The organism is Stutzerimonas sp. S1, from assembly GCF_025966695.1.
Lineage (GTDB): Bacteria > Pseudomonadota > Gammaproteobacteria > Pseudomonadales > Pseudomonadaceae > Stutzerimonas.
On the sequence record NZ_JAOEIY010000006.1, the window covers coordinates 69,849 to 83,779 of the forward strand.

Annotated in this window: 14 protein-coding genes; 8 read left to right on the forward strand and 6 right to left on the reverse strand. The window is 64.5% G+C overall.

Translation table 11 applies throughout. The features are described 5' to 3' along the window. Positions 1–86: 86 nt before the first annotated feature. Positions 87–833: a class I SAM-dependent methyltransferase gene (locus N8H22_RS13940; RefSeq protein WP_264591106.1), complete on the reverse strand. Its 747-nt coding sequence runs from the start codon at positions 831–833 to the stop codon at positions 87–89. 332 nt (positions 834–1,165) lie between these two features. On the opposite strand from N8H22_RS13940, the gene N8H22_RS13945 reads away from it, so the two are divergent. Next, a complete protein-coding gene (locus N8H22_RS13945) occupies positions 1,166–2,200 on the forward strand; it encodes a CNNM domain-containing protein (protein ID WP_264591107.1) in 1,035 nt (344 codons plus the stop codon). A gap of 7 nt (positions 2,201–2,207) precedes the next feature. Here the strand turns inward: N8H22_RS13945 and N8H22_RS13950 are convergent, their stop codons facing one another. After that, on the reverse strand, positions 2,208–3,764 hold the full coding sequence (locus tag N8H22_RS13950; protein WP_264591108.1) for a GGDEF domain-containing protein: 1,557 nt from the start codon (positions 3,762–3,764) through the stop codon (positions 2,208–2,210). 496 nt (positions 3,765–4,260) lie between these two features. On the opposite strand from N8H22_RS13950, the gene N8H22_RS13955 reads away from it, so the two are divergent. Genes N8H22_RS13955 through N8H22_RS13980 form a run of 6 tightly spaced genes read left to right on the forward strand, consistent with a single transcriptional unit; the run spans position 4,261 to position 10,414 of the window. Beyond that, positions 4,261–5,271 carry a 2-oxoglutarate and iron-dependent oxygenase domain-containing protein gene (locus N8H22_RS13955; protein ID WP_264591109.1) on the forward strand — a complete coding sequence of 337 codons (1,011 nt, stop codon included), beginning with the start codon at positions 4,261–4,263 and terminating at the stop codon, positions 5,269–5,271. Beyond that, positions 5,268–5,654, forward strand: coding sequence for a VOC family protein (locus N8H22_RS13960; RefSeq protein WP_264591110.1), 387 nt, complete (start codon positions 5,268–5,270; stop codon positions 5,652–5,654). The genes N8H22_RS13955 and N8H22_RS13960 overlap by 4 nt, the downstream gene beginning before the upstream one ends. A 27-nt stretch (positions 5,655–5,681) precedes the next feature. Then, on the forward strand, positions 5,682–6,785 hold the full coding sequence (locus tag N8H22_RS13965; RefSeq protein ID WP_264591111.1) for a BMP family ABC transporter substrate-binding protein: 1,104 nt from the start codon (positions 5,682–5,684) through the stop codon (positions 6,783–6,785). After that, complete coding sequence (locus N8H22_RS13970) at positions 6,782–8,359, forward strand: ABC transporter ATP-binding protein (RefSeq protein WP_264591112.1); 1,578 nt, start codon at positions 6,782–6,784, stop codon at positions 8,357–8,359. The genes N8H22_RS13965 and N8H22_RS13970 overlap by 4 nt, the downstream gene beginning before the upstream one ends. Further along, on the forward strand, positions 8,352–9,488 hold the full coding sequence (locus N8H22_RS13975) for an ABC transporter permease (protein WP_264591113.1): 1,137 nt from the start codon (positions 8,352–8,354) through the stop codon (positions 9,486–9,488). Before N8H22_RS13970 ends, N8H22_RS13975 begins: the two co-directional genes overlap by 8 nt. Further along, positions 9,488–10,414 carry an ABC transporter permease gene (locus N8H22_RS13980; RefSeq protein ID WP_264591114.1) on the forward strand — a complete coding sequence of 309 codons (927 nt, stop codon included), beginning with the start codon at positions 9,488–9,490 and terminating at the stop codon, positions 10,412–10,414. Before N8H22_RS13975 ends, N8H22_RS13980 begins: the two co-directional genes overlap by 1 nt. 6 nt (positions 10,415–10,420) lie before the next feature. Here N8H22_RS13980 and N8H22_RS13985 read toward each other — a convergent pair whose 3' ends face one another. Together N8H22_RS13985 and N8H22_RS13990 are read right to left on the reverse strand one after the other, a co-directional pair. Beyond that, on the reverse strand, positions 10,421–10,801 hold the full coding sequence (locus N8H22_RS13985) for a hypothetical protein (RefSeq protein ID WP_264591115.1): 381 nt from the start codon (positions 10,799–10,801) through the stop codon (positions 10,421–10,423). Between the two features lie 160 nt (positions 10,802–10,961). Further along, positions 10,962–11,777: an NYN domain-containing protein gene (locus tag N8H22_RS13990; protein ID WP_264591116.1), complete on the reverse strand. Its 816-nt coding sequence runs from the start codon at positions 11,775–11,777 to the stop codon at positions 10,962–10,964. Positions 11,778–11,915: 138 nt separating this feature from the next. Here N8H22_RS13990 and N8H22_RS13995 point away from each other — a divergent pair, with 138 nt between their 5' ends. After that, positions 11,916–12,611 carry a cold shock and DUF1294 domain-containing protein gene (locus tag N8H22_RS13995; protein WP_264591117.1) on the forward strand — a complete coding sequence of 232 codons (696 nt, stop codon included), beginning with the start codon at positions 11,916–11,918 and terminating at the stop codon, positions 12,609–12,611. A 47-nt stretch (positions 12,612–12,658) separates the two neighbouring features. On the opposite strand, the gene N8H22_RS14000 is transcribed toward N8H22_RS13995, so the two are convergent. Together N8H22_RS14000 and N8H22_RS14005 are read right to left on the reverse strand one after the other, a co-directional pair. Beyond that, positions 12,659–13,003, reverse strand: coding sequence for a zinc ribbon domain-containing protein YjdM (locus N8H22_RS14000; protein ID WP_264591118.1), 345 nt, complete (start codon positions 13,001–13,003; stop codon positions 12,659–12,661). Between the two features lie 130 nt (positions 13,004–13,133). After that, positions 13,134–13,637, reverse strand: coding sequence for an acyl-CoA thioesterase (locus N8H22_RS14005; protein ID WP_264591119.1), 504 nt, complete (start codon positions 13,635–13,637; stop codon positions 13,134–13,136). Positions 13,638–13,931 lie beyond the last annotated feature (294 nt).

Genomic DNA, 13,931 nt, shown 5'->3' on the forward strand with positions numbered 1-13,931 from the left:
GTAAACCGTAGCGGAGGGCGGAACCTCGACACAAGCTCGTGAGTGAATCGCCCGACTGCGTGCTGTGGTGGATCGCCGCCGGCTCATCAGCGCTGCATGAGCGCGAACACCCCCCAGCCCAGGTATTCACGCGTGAAGGCGGCGTAGCGTTCAGGCTCCGTGGTCAGTTTGGTCCGCACTTCGTTCGCGAGCTCGTCGCCTGGGTTGGCTTCAAGCCAGCGGCGCATGGTGAGCCATTTGGCCGCCTCGTACCTGTCCCAACCGTCCTGGTCAGCCAGAACCATTTCAACGACGTCGTAGCCCAGGCGGCCGAAAGACGCGAGAAGTTCGGGAAGCATGAGAAAGTCGGAAATCGAATTGGCCAGACAGCCCTTGGCCACCTCCTCCGTCGGCGGTAATTGCCGCCAGTAGGGCTCACCGATGAGGATGATCCCGCCGGTGTGCAGGCTCCGTGTGAGTAGCTCGATAGTGCCGGCGACGCCACCGCCGATCCAGGTGGCGCCGACACAGGCGGCCACATCGACCTTCTCGTCGGCGACATAGCCGGCAGCGTCAGCGTGGATGAACCGCACTTGATCGGCGACACCGAGCTCCACCGCACGGCGTTTCGCCTGCTCGCTGAACAGCTGGCTCATATCGACTCCGGTGCCAATGACGCCGTGGTCGCGTGCCCAGGTGCACAGCATCTCTCCCGAACCGCTGCCGAGATCGAGCAGCCGAGCCCCCGGCTCGAGACGCAACGCCGCGCCGAGAGTGGCAAGCTTCTCGGGAGTGATCGGGTTGTGGATGCGGTGAGCGCTTTCAGTGATGTTGAAGATGCGTGGAATGTCCATGTGGCATAGCTCCTTCTGGGTGTGAATGGAGTCGTCGCTACCTGACACGAGGCAGGCGCGGAAACAGCGCGACGACATGCGCTGCTTTTTGCTTTTCCGTGTCGCTCCTGCCAGTTCACTCTGGGCTCGGTGTATGCCACATCAGTCGAGCGGGTCATTACTCGATGCCGGCGGCTGGGTATGACCGCTGAACGGTAAGCGGGCAAAGGCCGATGGACACCCGTGTCGTACGGCAGGGGAAATGAAATGTTGCAGCTAGGTCCGGGCTCTCCGCTGTCGTTTTACAGCTTTGCTGTAAATTGGCATGCCCTTACCAACGATGCACTTGGCTCATGACCCTTCTGATAGCGTTCGCTGTCTTATCCATCCTGGTCTCTTTTGTCTGTTCCATTCTCGAAGCTGCCCTGCTTTCCCTGACGCCCAGCTTCATCGCTCACCAGAAAACCACCAGGCCCAAACTCTATGAGCGGCTGAAAGGGCTGAAGGACAAGGTCGATCAGCCGCTCGCAGCCATCCTCACACTCAATACCGTTGCGCATACCGTCGGGGCGACCGGTGTTGGCGCGCAGGTCACTGTCGTGTTCGGGAACGGCTACGTCGGTATCGCCTCGGCGGTGATGACCGTGCTGATTCTGGTGCTATCGGAAATTCTTCCGAAGACCATCGGTGCGCGCTACTGGCGCTCACTCGCGCCTTATCTACCTCCGCTGTTGAACGGCATGATTCTGTTGCTCAAGCCCTTCATCCTGCTCTCGGACATGATCATGCGACTGTTCGGCGGCAAAGAGCCGGAGCACGACATTCGTCAGGAAATCAAGGCGCTGACCCTGCTCGGCCGTGAGACGAAAAGCCTCGACGAGGATGAGCAGCGCGTCATCAGCAACATCCTCGACCTGCATGAGATCAAGGTGCACGACATCATGACGCCGCGCACGGTGTGCGATTTCACGCCGCCGGACGCTCCGATCGGCGCACTCAAGAAGAAGGTCGCCGACAGCCAGTTTTCGCGCTATCCCGTGATTGCTGCGGACGAAACTCCGATGGGCGTCATCTTCCGCTACGACGCGCTTGCGGCGGAGGATGATGACGCACCGGTCTCGACCATCATGAAACCGCTGAGGGTCACACCCGACACGGCGAGCGTCGAAAACCTCATGACCCAGCTCATGCAGGAGCGCCAGCACATGTGCCTGGTCTACGACGAGTTCGGGAGCTGGCGCGGATTGGTCACGCTGGAAGACATCATGGAAACCATCATCGGTAAGCCGATCATGGACGAAACCGATGACATCCCAAATATGCGTCGTTTCGCCAAGCGTCGTTGGGACCATCGGATCAAGCGCGTCCGAGACAGCGGAGTCGAATGAGCCGGCTTCAGCCGCTGCTGTCGCTGAGCGCGATACCTTCCCGGCCGCGTTGCTTGATCCGGTACATCGCCTGATCCGCCGCGGTCAGCAGCGCATCGAAGGTTTCGCCCTGGCTGGGACACAGGGCGATGCCGATGCTGCACGATACCGATTGCGTGCCAGCTGCCGTCTCGATCGGGAGATTGATGGCCTGTAGCAGCTGGCGGCCTGCTGCTTCCGCGTCAGCGGGGGTGGCGAGATCCCTGACCAGCACGACGAACTCGTCGCCGCCATAACGCGCGACGGTGTCGTACGCGCGGGTCGCGTGGCGCATGCGGTCGGCGACGGTCTGCAGCACCTGATCGCCGATCTCGTGGCCGAAACGGTCGTTGATGTCCTTGAAATGGTCGAGGTCGACGACCATCAGGGCGAACGGAGTCCCGTGGCGTTGCCAGTACGCGTAGGCCTCGCCGAAGCGGTCCGCCAGCAGGTGGCGGTTGGGCAGGCGGGTGAGGACGTCGTGGGTCGCGAGATAAACCGAGCGCTCATGCTCGCGTTCCGCCAGTTCGATGGTGCGGAAATGCCGTACCAGCACCACCGGTAGCAGCACCAGGGCGCCGGCGAGAATCGCCAGCAGCGTCAGCGTCTCGAAGGTCAGGACATCGCCCAGCCGCAGCTGGCGTTCGAACAGCAGGGTGGTGGGCTGCGACAGGCTGCGGATCTCGACCCGATCCTGCAGGAGCGGCAGCAACAGCCGATCCAGCGCGCCGGTCGGCTCGGATTCCGTCGAGAACAGGTGCTGCGGCACGCCCGTGCCGGCCTTGAGCAGCGCCTCGAGGCGCACCCGGTGATCCACTTCGGCGTTGTGTACCGCGGCCAATAGCGAGTCCGTCCTGGTCAGCAGCAGTGCGACCATGGTGCTGCCGAAGAAATTCAGGCCGCCGCGCTGTTGCATTCCCTCCGAGCGTTTGACGCGCTGCAGCAGAATGTAGGCGTTGCCGCCTTCGTACATGGCGAAAACCGGAGTGGCGACCGGCTTGACCGTGCGTTTGGCCTTCGCCAGTGCGTGGGACAGGTAGTCCACCGTTTCCAGCCTGACGCCGTACAACGCGCTGGCTTGCGGAAGCTCCGGGTGCATGAATAGCAGCGGCCAGGTTTCGTTCAGTTGCACCTGCCGCAGCGCGGGCCGCTGGGTCAGGCTGGGAAAGTCCTTCAGTTTGAAGTCTGCTCGCCAGCTCAGCCGCAGCAGCTTCTCGAAGCCGTACTGCTCGGAAAGAGGGACGCCGCGTGCCACCTCCAACATGTAGATCTGCGGGTACGCGGCGACCACGGCGGCCGCGTAACGGGCCGTGGCATCCGCATCGCTCTGCTCGACAGCCTGCAGGAAGGCCGAGAAACCGGCCAGTACGGCCTCGTTGGTATCCAGGTGATTGCGTACGGCACCCGAGACGTTCTGTACGTGTTGGGCGAAGCGGGTTTCCCAGCGCCGGACCTCGGACTTGAACAGCAGTTGGGCCGAGAAGCCCGTCAGTACGAGGGACAGGGCAATGAATCCTGTGAAGGAGCGCCGGCGTTTGGTCAGCATCGTTATTCTCTCGGCGAACTGCACACGGAGCCGTAAGGCGGCCCGACCAGGCATGTCGTGCTGAAGCCTGGAGTGCCTAGCAGCCGCATCCATGGCCGTTGGGCCGCGAAGCAGGCTGCCACCCGAGAAACCGACGGGCGGCGCATTGAAGCTAGCAAAACGCCAGTTGCTGGTCCACCGGTCGGCGGAGCGGCACGCTGGCGGTTCGCTGCCTGAGCCGGCCGGCCAGTGCGCCACGGCATGTCGCCCGCTTTTCGTGCTCGACGCACAAACCAAGTGCTCCGATCCGGACCATTTGATCCGTTTTTTAGCTATCGCTTTTCTAATTGTTTGATCTTAAAAGAGATCTTTCTGGTGGCACGCTTTCTGCTCTTGCTTCGCTGGCGCCGCTGAGAGCAACGGCGCGACCTGCCTCACGGCAGCGCAAATGGAGAAGCGCCTGCGCCATTGGCGACGCGCTCAGCTATCAGCCTTGCGTCACAGGAGTGCGTCACCCATGACTCTGCAATACGTTCCCATCATCGACCTGGCGCCGTACTTCGCCGGCACACCGCAGGGTAAGGCCCAGGTAGCCAAGGCCGTGGATCAGGCCTGTCGCGACATCGGCTTTCTGGTCATCACCAACCACCAGATTCCAGCGGAATTGATCGAACGTGTGTCGCGTCTGACGCGGCAGTTCTTCGCCTTGCCGCTGGCGGAGAAGCGCAAGGTCGACCGGCCCAGCCCGGAAATGGTGCGCGGTTACAGCGCCATCGCCGAAGAGAGCCTGTCGTACTCCATGGAGGAGGCGGCGCCGGGTGATCTCAAGGAATCCTTCTCCATCGGCCCCAGCGACGTGCCGGACGAGCCCTACTACCGCTGCGCCGCTGCCGGCCCGCATTTCGCGCCAAACGTCTGGCCTACCGGCATCGACGGCTTCGAGCAGGCGTATCGCGAATACTTCGCCGCCATGAGCGAGCTGGCGCAATCGCTGATGCGTATCTTCGCCCTGGCGCTGGAGCTGCCGGAAACCTTCTTCGACGACAAGATCGACCAGCACATCAGCATGTTCCGCAGCCTCAGCTACCCGGACGTCAAGGGTGAGGTCGAACCGGGCCAATTGCGCGCCAGCGCCCACACCGATTACGGCAGTCTGACCATCGTCAAGCCGGACAACGCCCTCGGCGGCCTGCAGGCGCGCAACCGCCAGGGCGAGTGGGTAGACGTGCCCTACGTGGAGGGCGGCTTCGCCGTGAACATCGGCGACCTGATGATGCAGTGGACCAACGACCAGTGGATTTCCACGCTGCACCGGGTGGTCAACCCGCCGGCCGACAGCGCCGCGGACAACGGCCGGCAGTCGCTGGTGTTCTTCCATCAGCCCAACTACGACGCGCTGATCGAGTGCCTGCCGGGCTGCTGCAGCGCGACCAATCCGCCACGCCATGCGCCGGTCACCTCCGGCGACAACCTGCTCTCCAAGTTCGTCAAGCAGACCACCTTCGGCAAAGGCCTGGAGGTCGCATGAGCACGCTGTCCTACGTCAACGTCTTCGCACGGGACATCGAGGCGCTTAGCGGTTTCTACCGCGAGCTGTTCGGTTTCAGGAACATCCCCGAGATCGCCTCGCCGATCTTTCGTGGGCTGGATACCGGCAAGAGCTGCATCGGCTTCAACGCGCCGGACGCCTACGCGCTGCTGCATCTGAATGAGTACGCCGACACCCGCGGCTGCAAGTTCCTGCTGAACATCGACGTCGACTCGAAAGACGAGGTCGAGCGTCTGGTGCCCATCGCCGTCGCCATGGGCGCGCGGCTGATCAAGGCGCCCTACGAGACCTATTACCACTGGTATCAGGCGGTGCTGCTGGACCCGGAAGACAACGTGTTTCGCATCAACCACATGCTTTGACGTGCCAACCCTCAGGAAGACCAAAAAATGCTCAATCAGATGAAACGGACCTTATGTGCGGCGGTGGCTCTCGGCCTGGCAACTACCGCGGACGTCGCCTCGGCGCAGGAAGGGCAGGGGCTGACCCTCGATAAACCGGCGAAGATCGCCATGCTCTACATCAGCCCGCGCAACGACGGCGGCTGGACCCAGGCCTTCGACGAGGCGCGGCAGAAGCTCGAAGCCGAGCTGGATACCAAGATCCAGTACGTCGAAAGCGTGCCGGAGAATGCCTCCTCGATCCGCCCGGCGGTGGACCGGCTGATCCAGCGTGGCGCCAACGTCATCATCGGCACCGCCTTCGGTTACTCGGACACCTTCAAGGAGCTGGCCGCCAAGTACCCGGACGTGGCCTTCCTCAACGGCTCGGGCACCACCAACAGCGCCAACCTCGAATCCTTCTACGGGCGCACCTACGAGAGCCAGTACCTGTGCGGAATGGCGGCCGGCGCGGCGTCGAAGACCGGCAAGCTTGGCTTCGTCGCGGCCAACCCCTTCGGCCAGGTGAACTGGACGGTGAACGCCTTCGCCCTCGGCGCCCAGGCGATCAACCCCGACGCCACCGTCACCGTCGTCTATACCGGCGCCTGGAACGACCCGGTCAAGGAGCGCGCCGCCGCCATGGCGCTGATCGACGCTGGTGCCGACGTGCTCGGCCAGCACGTCGACAGCCCGACACCGCAGATCGTCGCCCAGGAGCGCGGCGTGCACGGTACCGGGCACCACCGCGACATGCGCGAGTTCGCCCCCGAGGCGACCGTTTGCTCGTCGGTCTGGGTGTGGGACAAGTTCCTCGCGCCGGAGCTGAAGAAGATCAGTGCCGGCAACTGGACGCCGCCAGAGAACGGCGCGCTGCTGTCCATGGCCGAAGGCGGCACCGACGCGGCCTGCTGCGGCCCGGCGGTTTCCGAAGCGGACAAGGCCAAGATCATGGCCGCGCGCGAAGAGCTGCTCAAAGGCGAGAAGAAGATCTACGCCGGCCCGATGCTCGATCGCGACGGCACCGAGCGCATCGCTGCTGGCGAGGTCATGGCCGACCCGGCCCTGTGGCAGATGGACTGGTTCGTCAAGGGAGTGATCACCCAGCAATGAGCAACCTCAACGCGATCCAGCTGACCGGGGTGAGCAAGTCGTTCGACGGCTTCATGGCCCTGTCTCAGGCGGATTTCACCGCCAAATGGGGCGAAGTGCACGCGCTGCTCGGTGAGAACGGCGCGGGCAAATCCTCGCTGATGAACATCGCCGCCGGCCTCTACGCACCGGAAAGCGGATCGCTGTTGATCAACGACAACGCGGTACGGCTCAGCGGGCCGCGGGATGCCAGCCGCTACCACATCGGCATGGTTCACCAGCATTTCAAGCTGGTGAAGCCCTTCACGGTTGCCGAGAACATCCTGCTCGGCTTGCCCGAGCAGCCCGGCAACAAAAGCTTCAACGGCAGCCACCGCCAACGCCTCAGCGCGCTGGAGGCACAGATAACGGAAAAGGCGGCTGAGCTGGGCTTTGTTATCGACCCGCGCAAGCCCACCGAGTCGCTTTCGGTGGCCGAGCAGCAACGGGTAGAAATTCTCAAGGTGCTGCTGGCCGGCGCGCGGATCCTGATCCTCGACGAGCCGACCGCGGTACTCACCGATCAGGAAGCCGAGCGCCTGCTGGAAACGGTGCGTGCCTTTGCCCGTCAGGGCTCGGCGGTGATCCTGGTCACCCACAAGATGAGCGACGTGAAGCGCTTTGCCGACCGCGTCACCGTGATGCGGGGCGGACGCACCATCCAGACCCTCGACCCGCAGACGGTCTCGGTGCCGGAGCTGGTGCGCCTGACCGTGGGTGAGTCGGCGCCGGCCAGTGAATACCAGCCGGCGACGCCGGGCGAGGTGCGCCTCCAGGTGCGTGACCTCAGGTCGTCTGGCGCGGGCGGCCACGGCGCGCTCAATGGCGTGACGCTGAACCTTCGTGCCGGCGAGATCTACGGCATCGCCGGTGTCGGCGGCAACGGCCAGAGCGAACTGGCCAACGTGCTGATGGGGCTGCCCGAGCGCTGCGATGGCACACTGGAGTTGGCCGGCTTCGGTGACTTGCGCCGGGCCAGTCCTGAACAGCGCCGCGAGCTGCGCATCGCCGCAATCCCGGCGGATCGCTACGGCGCCGCGCTGGCGGGAGAGCTTTCGGTAGCCGAGAACTTCGGTGTCGGCCAGGTCCACAGCGGCCGCTACGGCTCGTTCTTCAATCTGCGCCGCACGCGTCTGGAGGCCGAGGCTGCCGAGGCAGTCACGGGTTTCGATGTGCAGGGCGTGCGCTCGCTGAAACAGAAGGCCGCGCTGCTCTCCGGCGGTAATGCGCAGAAGCTGGTGATCGCCCGGGAGTTCTCCCGCGACCCGCAGCTGGTGCTGGTGCACAGCCCCAGCCGCGGCCTCGACGTGCGCGCCACCGCCGCGGTGCATGCCCGCCTGCGCGCCGCCCGCGAGGCCGGCGCAGCGGTGCTGGTGATCAGCGAAGACCTCGACGAGGTGCTGGCGCTGGCTGATCGCATCGGCGTGATGAATGCCGGGCGCATCGTCGCCGAATTCAACCGGCCGGCGGATCGCCAGGCCATCGGCAGGGCCATGGTCAGTCACGACGAACAGGGCCACGCAGAGCCAGCAGCTGAGGGGGCAAGCCATGAATGAACAGGTACGCCCGGTGATGCTCGAACAGGTCACGCAGGTCGCGAAACGGCCCAAGCCGCCGCTGCTGTCCCGACGCTACGCCCTGGAGATCCGCCAGCAACTGGCCTGGCACTGGCAGGCTGTGATCATCGGTCTCGCGCTGTTGCTGGGGCTGAGCATTTCCGCCGCGATCCTCGTCGCTGCTGGCGTACCGGCCGGCGAGCTGCTCAATGAGTTCGTCCTTCTCACGGTATTCGATGCGCAGAGCCTGAAGGCCGTGCTGTTTCAGGCCTCGCCGATGATTCTCGTCGGCCTGGCCGGTTGCATGGCCTTCCGTGCCAAGTTCTGGAACCTGGGCCTCGAGGGGCAGATGATCTGGGGCGCCATCGGTGCCACGGCGATCTCGCTGTTCGAGGTCGGCCCGCAGGTGCTGCGTCTGCCGCTGATGCTCGCAGCGGCGATCATCTGCGGGCTGATCTGGGCGCTGGCGCCGGTGGTGCTCAAGCTGCGGCTTAAGGTCAACGAGATCATCTCGACGCTGATGCTCAATTACCTGGCGATCAACTTCCTGCTGCACCTGCTCTACGGCAGCTGGAAGGACCCGAAGAGCTCGTTCCCCTATTCGCCGCAGTTCCAGCCGTTCGAGCGCTTGCCCGAGCTGTTCGATGGGATCAGCGCGGCAGTGCCGCTGGCGGTGGTCGTCGCGCTGCTGGCGCTGTGGTTCCTCGGCATTTCCCGCGCCGGGCTCTATCTGCGCTTTGTCGATGCCAACCCGCGGGTGGCCGGCGCGGTCGGCGTGCCGGTGCAGAAGATGATCATCGGCACCGTGCTGATCTCCGGCGCCATGGCTGGGATCGCCGGCTTTCTCGTCACCGCGGGGCAGGAGGGGCGGCTGACCCAGTCGTTCTACCAGGGCTACGGCTTCTCCGGCATCCTCATCGCCTTTCTCGCCCGCAACAACCCGGTGGCGGCACTGGTGGTGGCGCTGCTGATGGCGATGCTGTTCGTTGCCGGACGCAGCCTGCAGGTGTTCTACCAGATCCCCTTTTCCATGGTGCAGCTGATCCAGGCGATCCTGGTGATCTGCGTCGCCTCCTCGGATTTCTTTATCCGCCACCGCATCCGCCGCGTTCAGGGAGGCGAAAGCTGATGGACATGATCGCCAACTGGCTCGGCAACACGCCGGACTTCGCCGTGCCCTTCGCCCTCGCGGCGCTGGGGCTGATTCTCACCGAACGCGCCGGCGTGCTGGCCCTCGGCGCGGAAGGGCTGATGCTGGTCGGCGCGCTGGCCGGCATCGGCGCGCAGCTGGCGTTCGGCAGCCATGGCACGTCGCTGCTGTTGGCGATGGGCGCGGCGGCGGTGGTGTCGCTGTTGTTCGCGCTGATGGTGCTGGTGCTGCGCATCAACCAGGTGATCGCCGGCCTGGCACTGGTGTTCTTCTGCCAGGGCCTGACCGGCTTGCTCGGCACGCTGCTGGACTGGACCAGCAAGCCGGTCAAGGGGCTGGGCGCGGTCGAGCTGTGGCCGCTGTCGGAGCTGCCGCTGCTGGGCAAGCTGTTCGTGCAGAACCCGCTGGTGTTCATGACGCCGCTGATCGTTCTTGCCGTGGTCTGGTTCCTCACCCGCACGACCACCGGCCTGCGCCTGCGCGCGGTCGGCGAGAATCCGCAGGCGGCAGACGCGGCGGGGATTTCCGTGCTCGGCTATCGGCTGGCGGCGATTCTCGCTGGCTCCGCGCTTATCGGGCTGGCGGGAGGCTATATCTCGCTGCTCAGCACCAAGCTGTGGATCGCCGACATGACCGGTGGGCGCGGCTGGATCGCCGTGGCGCTGGTGATCTTCGCCCGCTGGTCACCGTGGAAGGCGCTGGCCGGGGCGCTGCTGTTCGGCTGCATCGAGGCGCTGATCCCGCAACTGGCCGCCGCCGGCGTGCGCCTGCCGCAGTACTTCGTGCTGATGACACCCTATGCCGTGACCCTGGCGGTGATGATCTGGGTGGCCAGCGGCAGGAACGTTTCCGGCAATCAGCCTGGCGCCCTGGGTATTCCCTTTATCCGCGAGGAGCGTCGCTGAGCGGCCTCACTGTGCGGCGCTGCGATCGCTCGAGCGGCAGGTGATCTCCGCGTAGGGCTGGTCTGGCGAATACTCGCCCGGCACCCGCTCCACCGCCTGCGAGCCCGGCGCGACGGTGAAGACCGGCGGGGCGGAGGTGTCGGCGCGGGCGTCGGCCGGCACGTGGAATTCACAGGTGATCTGTCCATCGGCGTGGTTCATCACCTTCACCGCCCGCACGCCGAGCAATTCGCCTTCGACACCTTCGGACTTGGCTGGTACACCCATGGGACTGATCTCGACGTCCAGACCGTTGAGGTGGCTGATGATCTGTGGCACAGGAGTCTGCGCGTGGGCCAACGAGGCACAGAGCGCGAGGCTGCAGGCGGCGAGAAGCTGCTTGGTCATGGAAACCTCCAGAGTTCGGTCCCCCTTTAGAAGAGGCGCGAGGTCGGTGGTTCGCTGGCCGGTGTGGCGATTGGTTGCAAATGATGAGCGGCACGCTGTGCACCTTCGCAAGTGCTCGCGACGGTGAGGTGGCCGGCCGTCGGGCGCGGCCTGCGTGCCGTCACTTCGCCGGCTTGCGGTTTCTCACGTAGAGGTCCTTGCCGCCGGTGGCGGTGCTGCCACGCGCTTCCAGTTCAAAACGCGCGGGCTGCGCCTTGATCAGCTCGCTGAGCTTCGTGCAGCCGTACAGGCGGGGGTCGAATGCCGGCCGCAGCTTGCTGATGTTCTGCCCGAGGGTGCCCAGCTGGATCCAGTCGTCTTCGTCGGACAGGTCCTCGAGCACCTTGGCGATGAAGTCCACCGGCACCTGCTGGCATTTGATCGGTGCGCTCTTGTCGCTGCCTTTGGCCGGCTTGCTGGGTTCGGTCGGTGCGGCGACTTTCTCGGCAGGTGCGGGTTCGGCGGCGAGTTTCGGCGCATCGGCACGCAGGATTTCGGTGTAGATGAACTTGTCGCAGGCGGAAACGAACGGCGAGGGCGTCTTCTGCTCGCCGAAGCCGTAGACCGTCAGGCCCTCCTCGCGGATGCGCGCGGCCAGGCGGGTGAAGTCGCTGTCGCTGGATACCAGGCAGAAACCGTCGAAGCGCCGGGTGTAGAGCAGGTCCATGGCGTCGATGATCAGCGAGCTGTCGGTGGCGTTCTTGCCCGAGGTGTAGGCGAACTGCTGGATGGGCTGGATCGAGTGGTCGAGCAGCACCTTCTTCCAGCTGCCGAGGTTGGGCTTGGTCCAGTCGCCGTAGATGCGCTTGACGCTGGCGACGCCGTACTTGGCGATCTCCTCGAACAGCCCCTCGACGATAGCGGCGGGGGCGTTGTCGGCATCGATCAGTACGGCAAGGTGTTTCTGCTGGTTCGGGGGGGTGGGCTTGGCGGCCATGGTTCGTCCCTGGGACTGGATATGCCCCCGACCATAACGCCGACCGCTGGGCGAAGGCCATAGGCGGCGTACTGGACGGTGCATGCCGAACGGGCGGTGGCGGGTTAGCATGCGCGCTTTTGTCGACAGAGAACGGGCATGGAACTGCGCGGCACATTGAAGAGCTGGAATGACCAGAAGGGCTTCGGCTTCATTCGTCCGGAGCGGGGCGGCGAGGATGTGTTCGCGCATATCTCGGCGGTGCATGGCGAGCGCCGGCCGCTGGTGGGCGACCGCGTGCTCTACGTGGTGGGGCGTGACGACCGGGGACGCGTGCGCGCCGAGCATGTCCGGCTGGATGCACCGCCGACGCTGGACCAGCCGGCGATCCGCCAGCGTCCGGCCGGTTCGCGACCGGCTGAGCGGCATTCTGCGCGACCGACGCGGCGGTTGTTCGCCAGCGTGCAGAACCTGCCGGGCAAGCTGCTGGTGTTCGCACTGCTGTGTGCGTTGCCGCTGTTGGGCAGTTTGTTCCGTCTGGGTTCGGTGCTGCCACTGGTGGTCTATGCGACCGCCAGCCTGCTGACCTTCTTTCTCTATTGGCGCGACAAGCACAGCGCGCTGAAGGATCGCTGGCGCACCCCGGAATCCACTCTGCATGTATTCGAGCTGGCCGGCGGCTGGCCGGGTGCACTGCTGGCGCAGCAGCTGTTTCGCCACAAGACGCGCAAGCTCGGCTATCAGCTGCTGTTCTGGCTGATCGTGGTGTTGCACCAGGCGTTCTGGATCGATCTGCTGTTCATCGGCGGTGCCGTCACTCGCGAGCGCTGGGACTGGTTGCTGCGCCTGTTCTGAAACGCAAAAGCCCGGCATGGGCCGGGCTTTTGCGCGAGCGCTGTGGCTCAGACTTTCTTGACGAATTCGGACTTCAGCTTCATCGCGCCGATGCCGTCGATCTTGCAATCGATGTCGTGGTCGCCGTCGCACAGGCGGATGTTCTTCACCTTGGTGCCGACCTTGACCACCAGCGACGAGCCCTTGACCTTGAGGTCCTTGATCACGGTGACGGTGTCGCCGTCCTGCAGGGTGTTGCCGACCGAGTCCTTGATCACCTTGTCGCTGTCGCCTGCGGCGTCGACGCTTTCGGTGGCGGACCACTCATGGGCGCACTCGGGGCAGACCAGCATCTGACCGTCTTCGTAGGTGTATTCGGAGTTGCATTTGGGGCAGGGCGGCAGAGTGCTCACGGCAGGTCCTCAGAGGCGGGATTGCGGAAAGCCACGCATTGTATAAGGTTTTGTTACATTTTTGGGGCTGACGCATTACTCGGTGGGCCTTCCGTGGCTCCGTTGCGTCGATTTTGCTCGTCGGGAGGGCTTATTTCACTGCGGCGAGACGCTCGCTGCCGGTGCGCAGCTCGCGGTAGCGCTGTTCCAGCTCGCGGCGAATTTCGCGGCGCTGGTAGGCCTGGGCGAAGCGGCGCTGCTGCTCGGCGGTCTTCGGATTCAGCGGCGGTACCGGCACCGGCTTGCCGTCCTCGCCGAGGGCGACCATGGTGAAGAAGCAGCTGTTGGTATGGCGTACGGTCTTCTCGCGAATGTCTTCGGTGACGACCTTGATGCCGATCTCCATGGAGGTGGTGCCGGTGTAGTTGACCGAGGCGAGGAAGGTGACCAGTTCGCCGACATGCACCGGCTGGCGGAACACCACCTGATCCACCGAGAGTGTCACGACGTACTGGCCGGCATAGCGGCTGGCGCAGGCATAGGCGACTTCGTCGAGATACTTGAGCAGCGTGCCGCCATGGACGTTGCCGGAAAAATTGGCTTTGTCCGGGGTCATGAGTACGGTCATGGTCAGCTCTGCATGTCCATCTAGCATGGGGGTCACGGCTCCTCGTGGGTGAAGGGCTGCTACTTTAGTCGAATGCGTAGCGCCCGTGTGCGGCAATTTCAAATCCGGCTCATCATTTTTTTCGATCGTCAATGCGGCGCAGGCGCGCAGCGCTGATGTCTGGCGCTAACGGCGGGCGCAATGGCCCGATCGACGCTCCGCGCCCATTCCTCTGAGGTGACATGTGACGGCGTTCGCAAAAGGCCTCGGGCGGCGCGACCCCGGCACTTTTTGTTGATTTGTGCCGGGGTCCGGCGGGTTGCGCATACCTATAGTCGGGCG

Coding starts and splice junctions, on each gene's coding strand:
- N8H22_RS13985 (WP_264591115.1), bottom strand. CDS start 10,801: ATGACCAAGCAGCTTCTCGCCGCCTGCAGCCTCGCGCTCTGTGCCTCG.
- N8H22_RS13955 (WP_264591109.1), top strand. CDS start 4,261: ATGACTCTGCAATACGTTCCCATCATCGACCTGGCGCCGTACTTCGCC.
- N8H22_RS13940 (WP_264591106.1), bottom strand. CDS start 833: ATGGACATTCCACGCATCTTCAACATCACTGAAAGCGCTCACCGCATC.
- N8H22_RS14005 (WP_264591119.1), bottom strand. CDS start 13,637: ATGCTAGATGGACATGCAGAGCTGACCATGACCGTACTCATGACCCCG.
- N8H22_RS13960 (WP_264591110.1), top strand. CDS start 5,268: ATGAGCACGCTGTCCTACGTCAACGTCTTCGCACGGGACATCGAGGCG.
- N8H22_RS13950 (WP_264591108.1), bottom strand. CDS start 3,764: ATGCTGACCAAACGCCGGCGCTCCTTCACAGGATTCATTGCCCTGTCC.
- N8H22_RS13975 (WP_264591113.1), top strand. CDS start 8,352: ATGAATGAACAGGTACGCCCGGTGATGCTCGAACAGGTCACGCAGGTC.
- N8H22_RS13970 (WP_264591112.1), top strand. CDS start 6,782: ATGAGCAACCTCAACGCGATCCAGCTGACCGGGGTGAGCAAGTCGTTC.
- N8H22_RS13945 (WP_264591107.1), top strand. CDS start 1,166: ATGACCCTTCTGATAGCGTTCGCTGTCTTATCCATCCTGGTCTCTTTT.
- N8H22_RS13995 (WP_264591117.1), top strand. CDS start 11,916: ATGGAACTGCGCGGCACATTGAAGAGCTGGAATGACCAGAAGGGCTTC.
- N8H22_RS13990 (WP_264591116.1), bottom strand. CDS start 11,777: ATGGCCGCCAAGCCCACCCCCCCGAACCAGCAGAAACACCTTGCCGTA.
- N8H22_RS13980 (WP_264591114.1), top strand. CDS start 9,488: ATGGACATGATCGCCAACTGGCTCGGCAACACGCCGGACTTCGCCGTG.
- N8H22_RS13965 (WP_264591111.1), top strand. CDS start 5,682: ATGCTCAATCAGATGAAACGGACCTTATGTGCGGCGGTGGCTCTCGGC.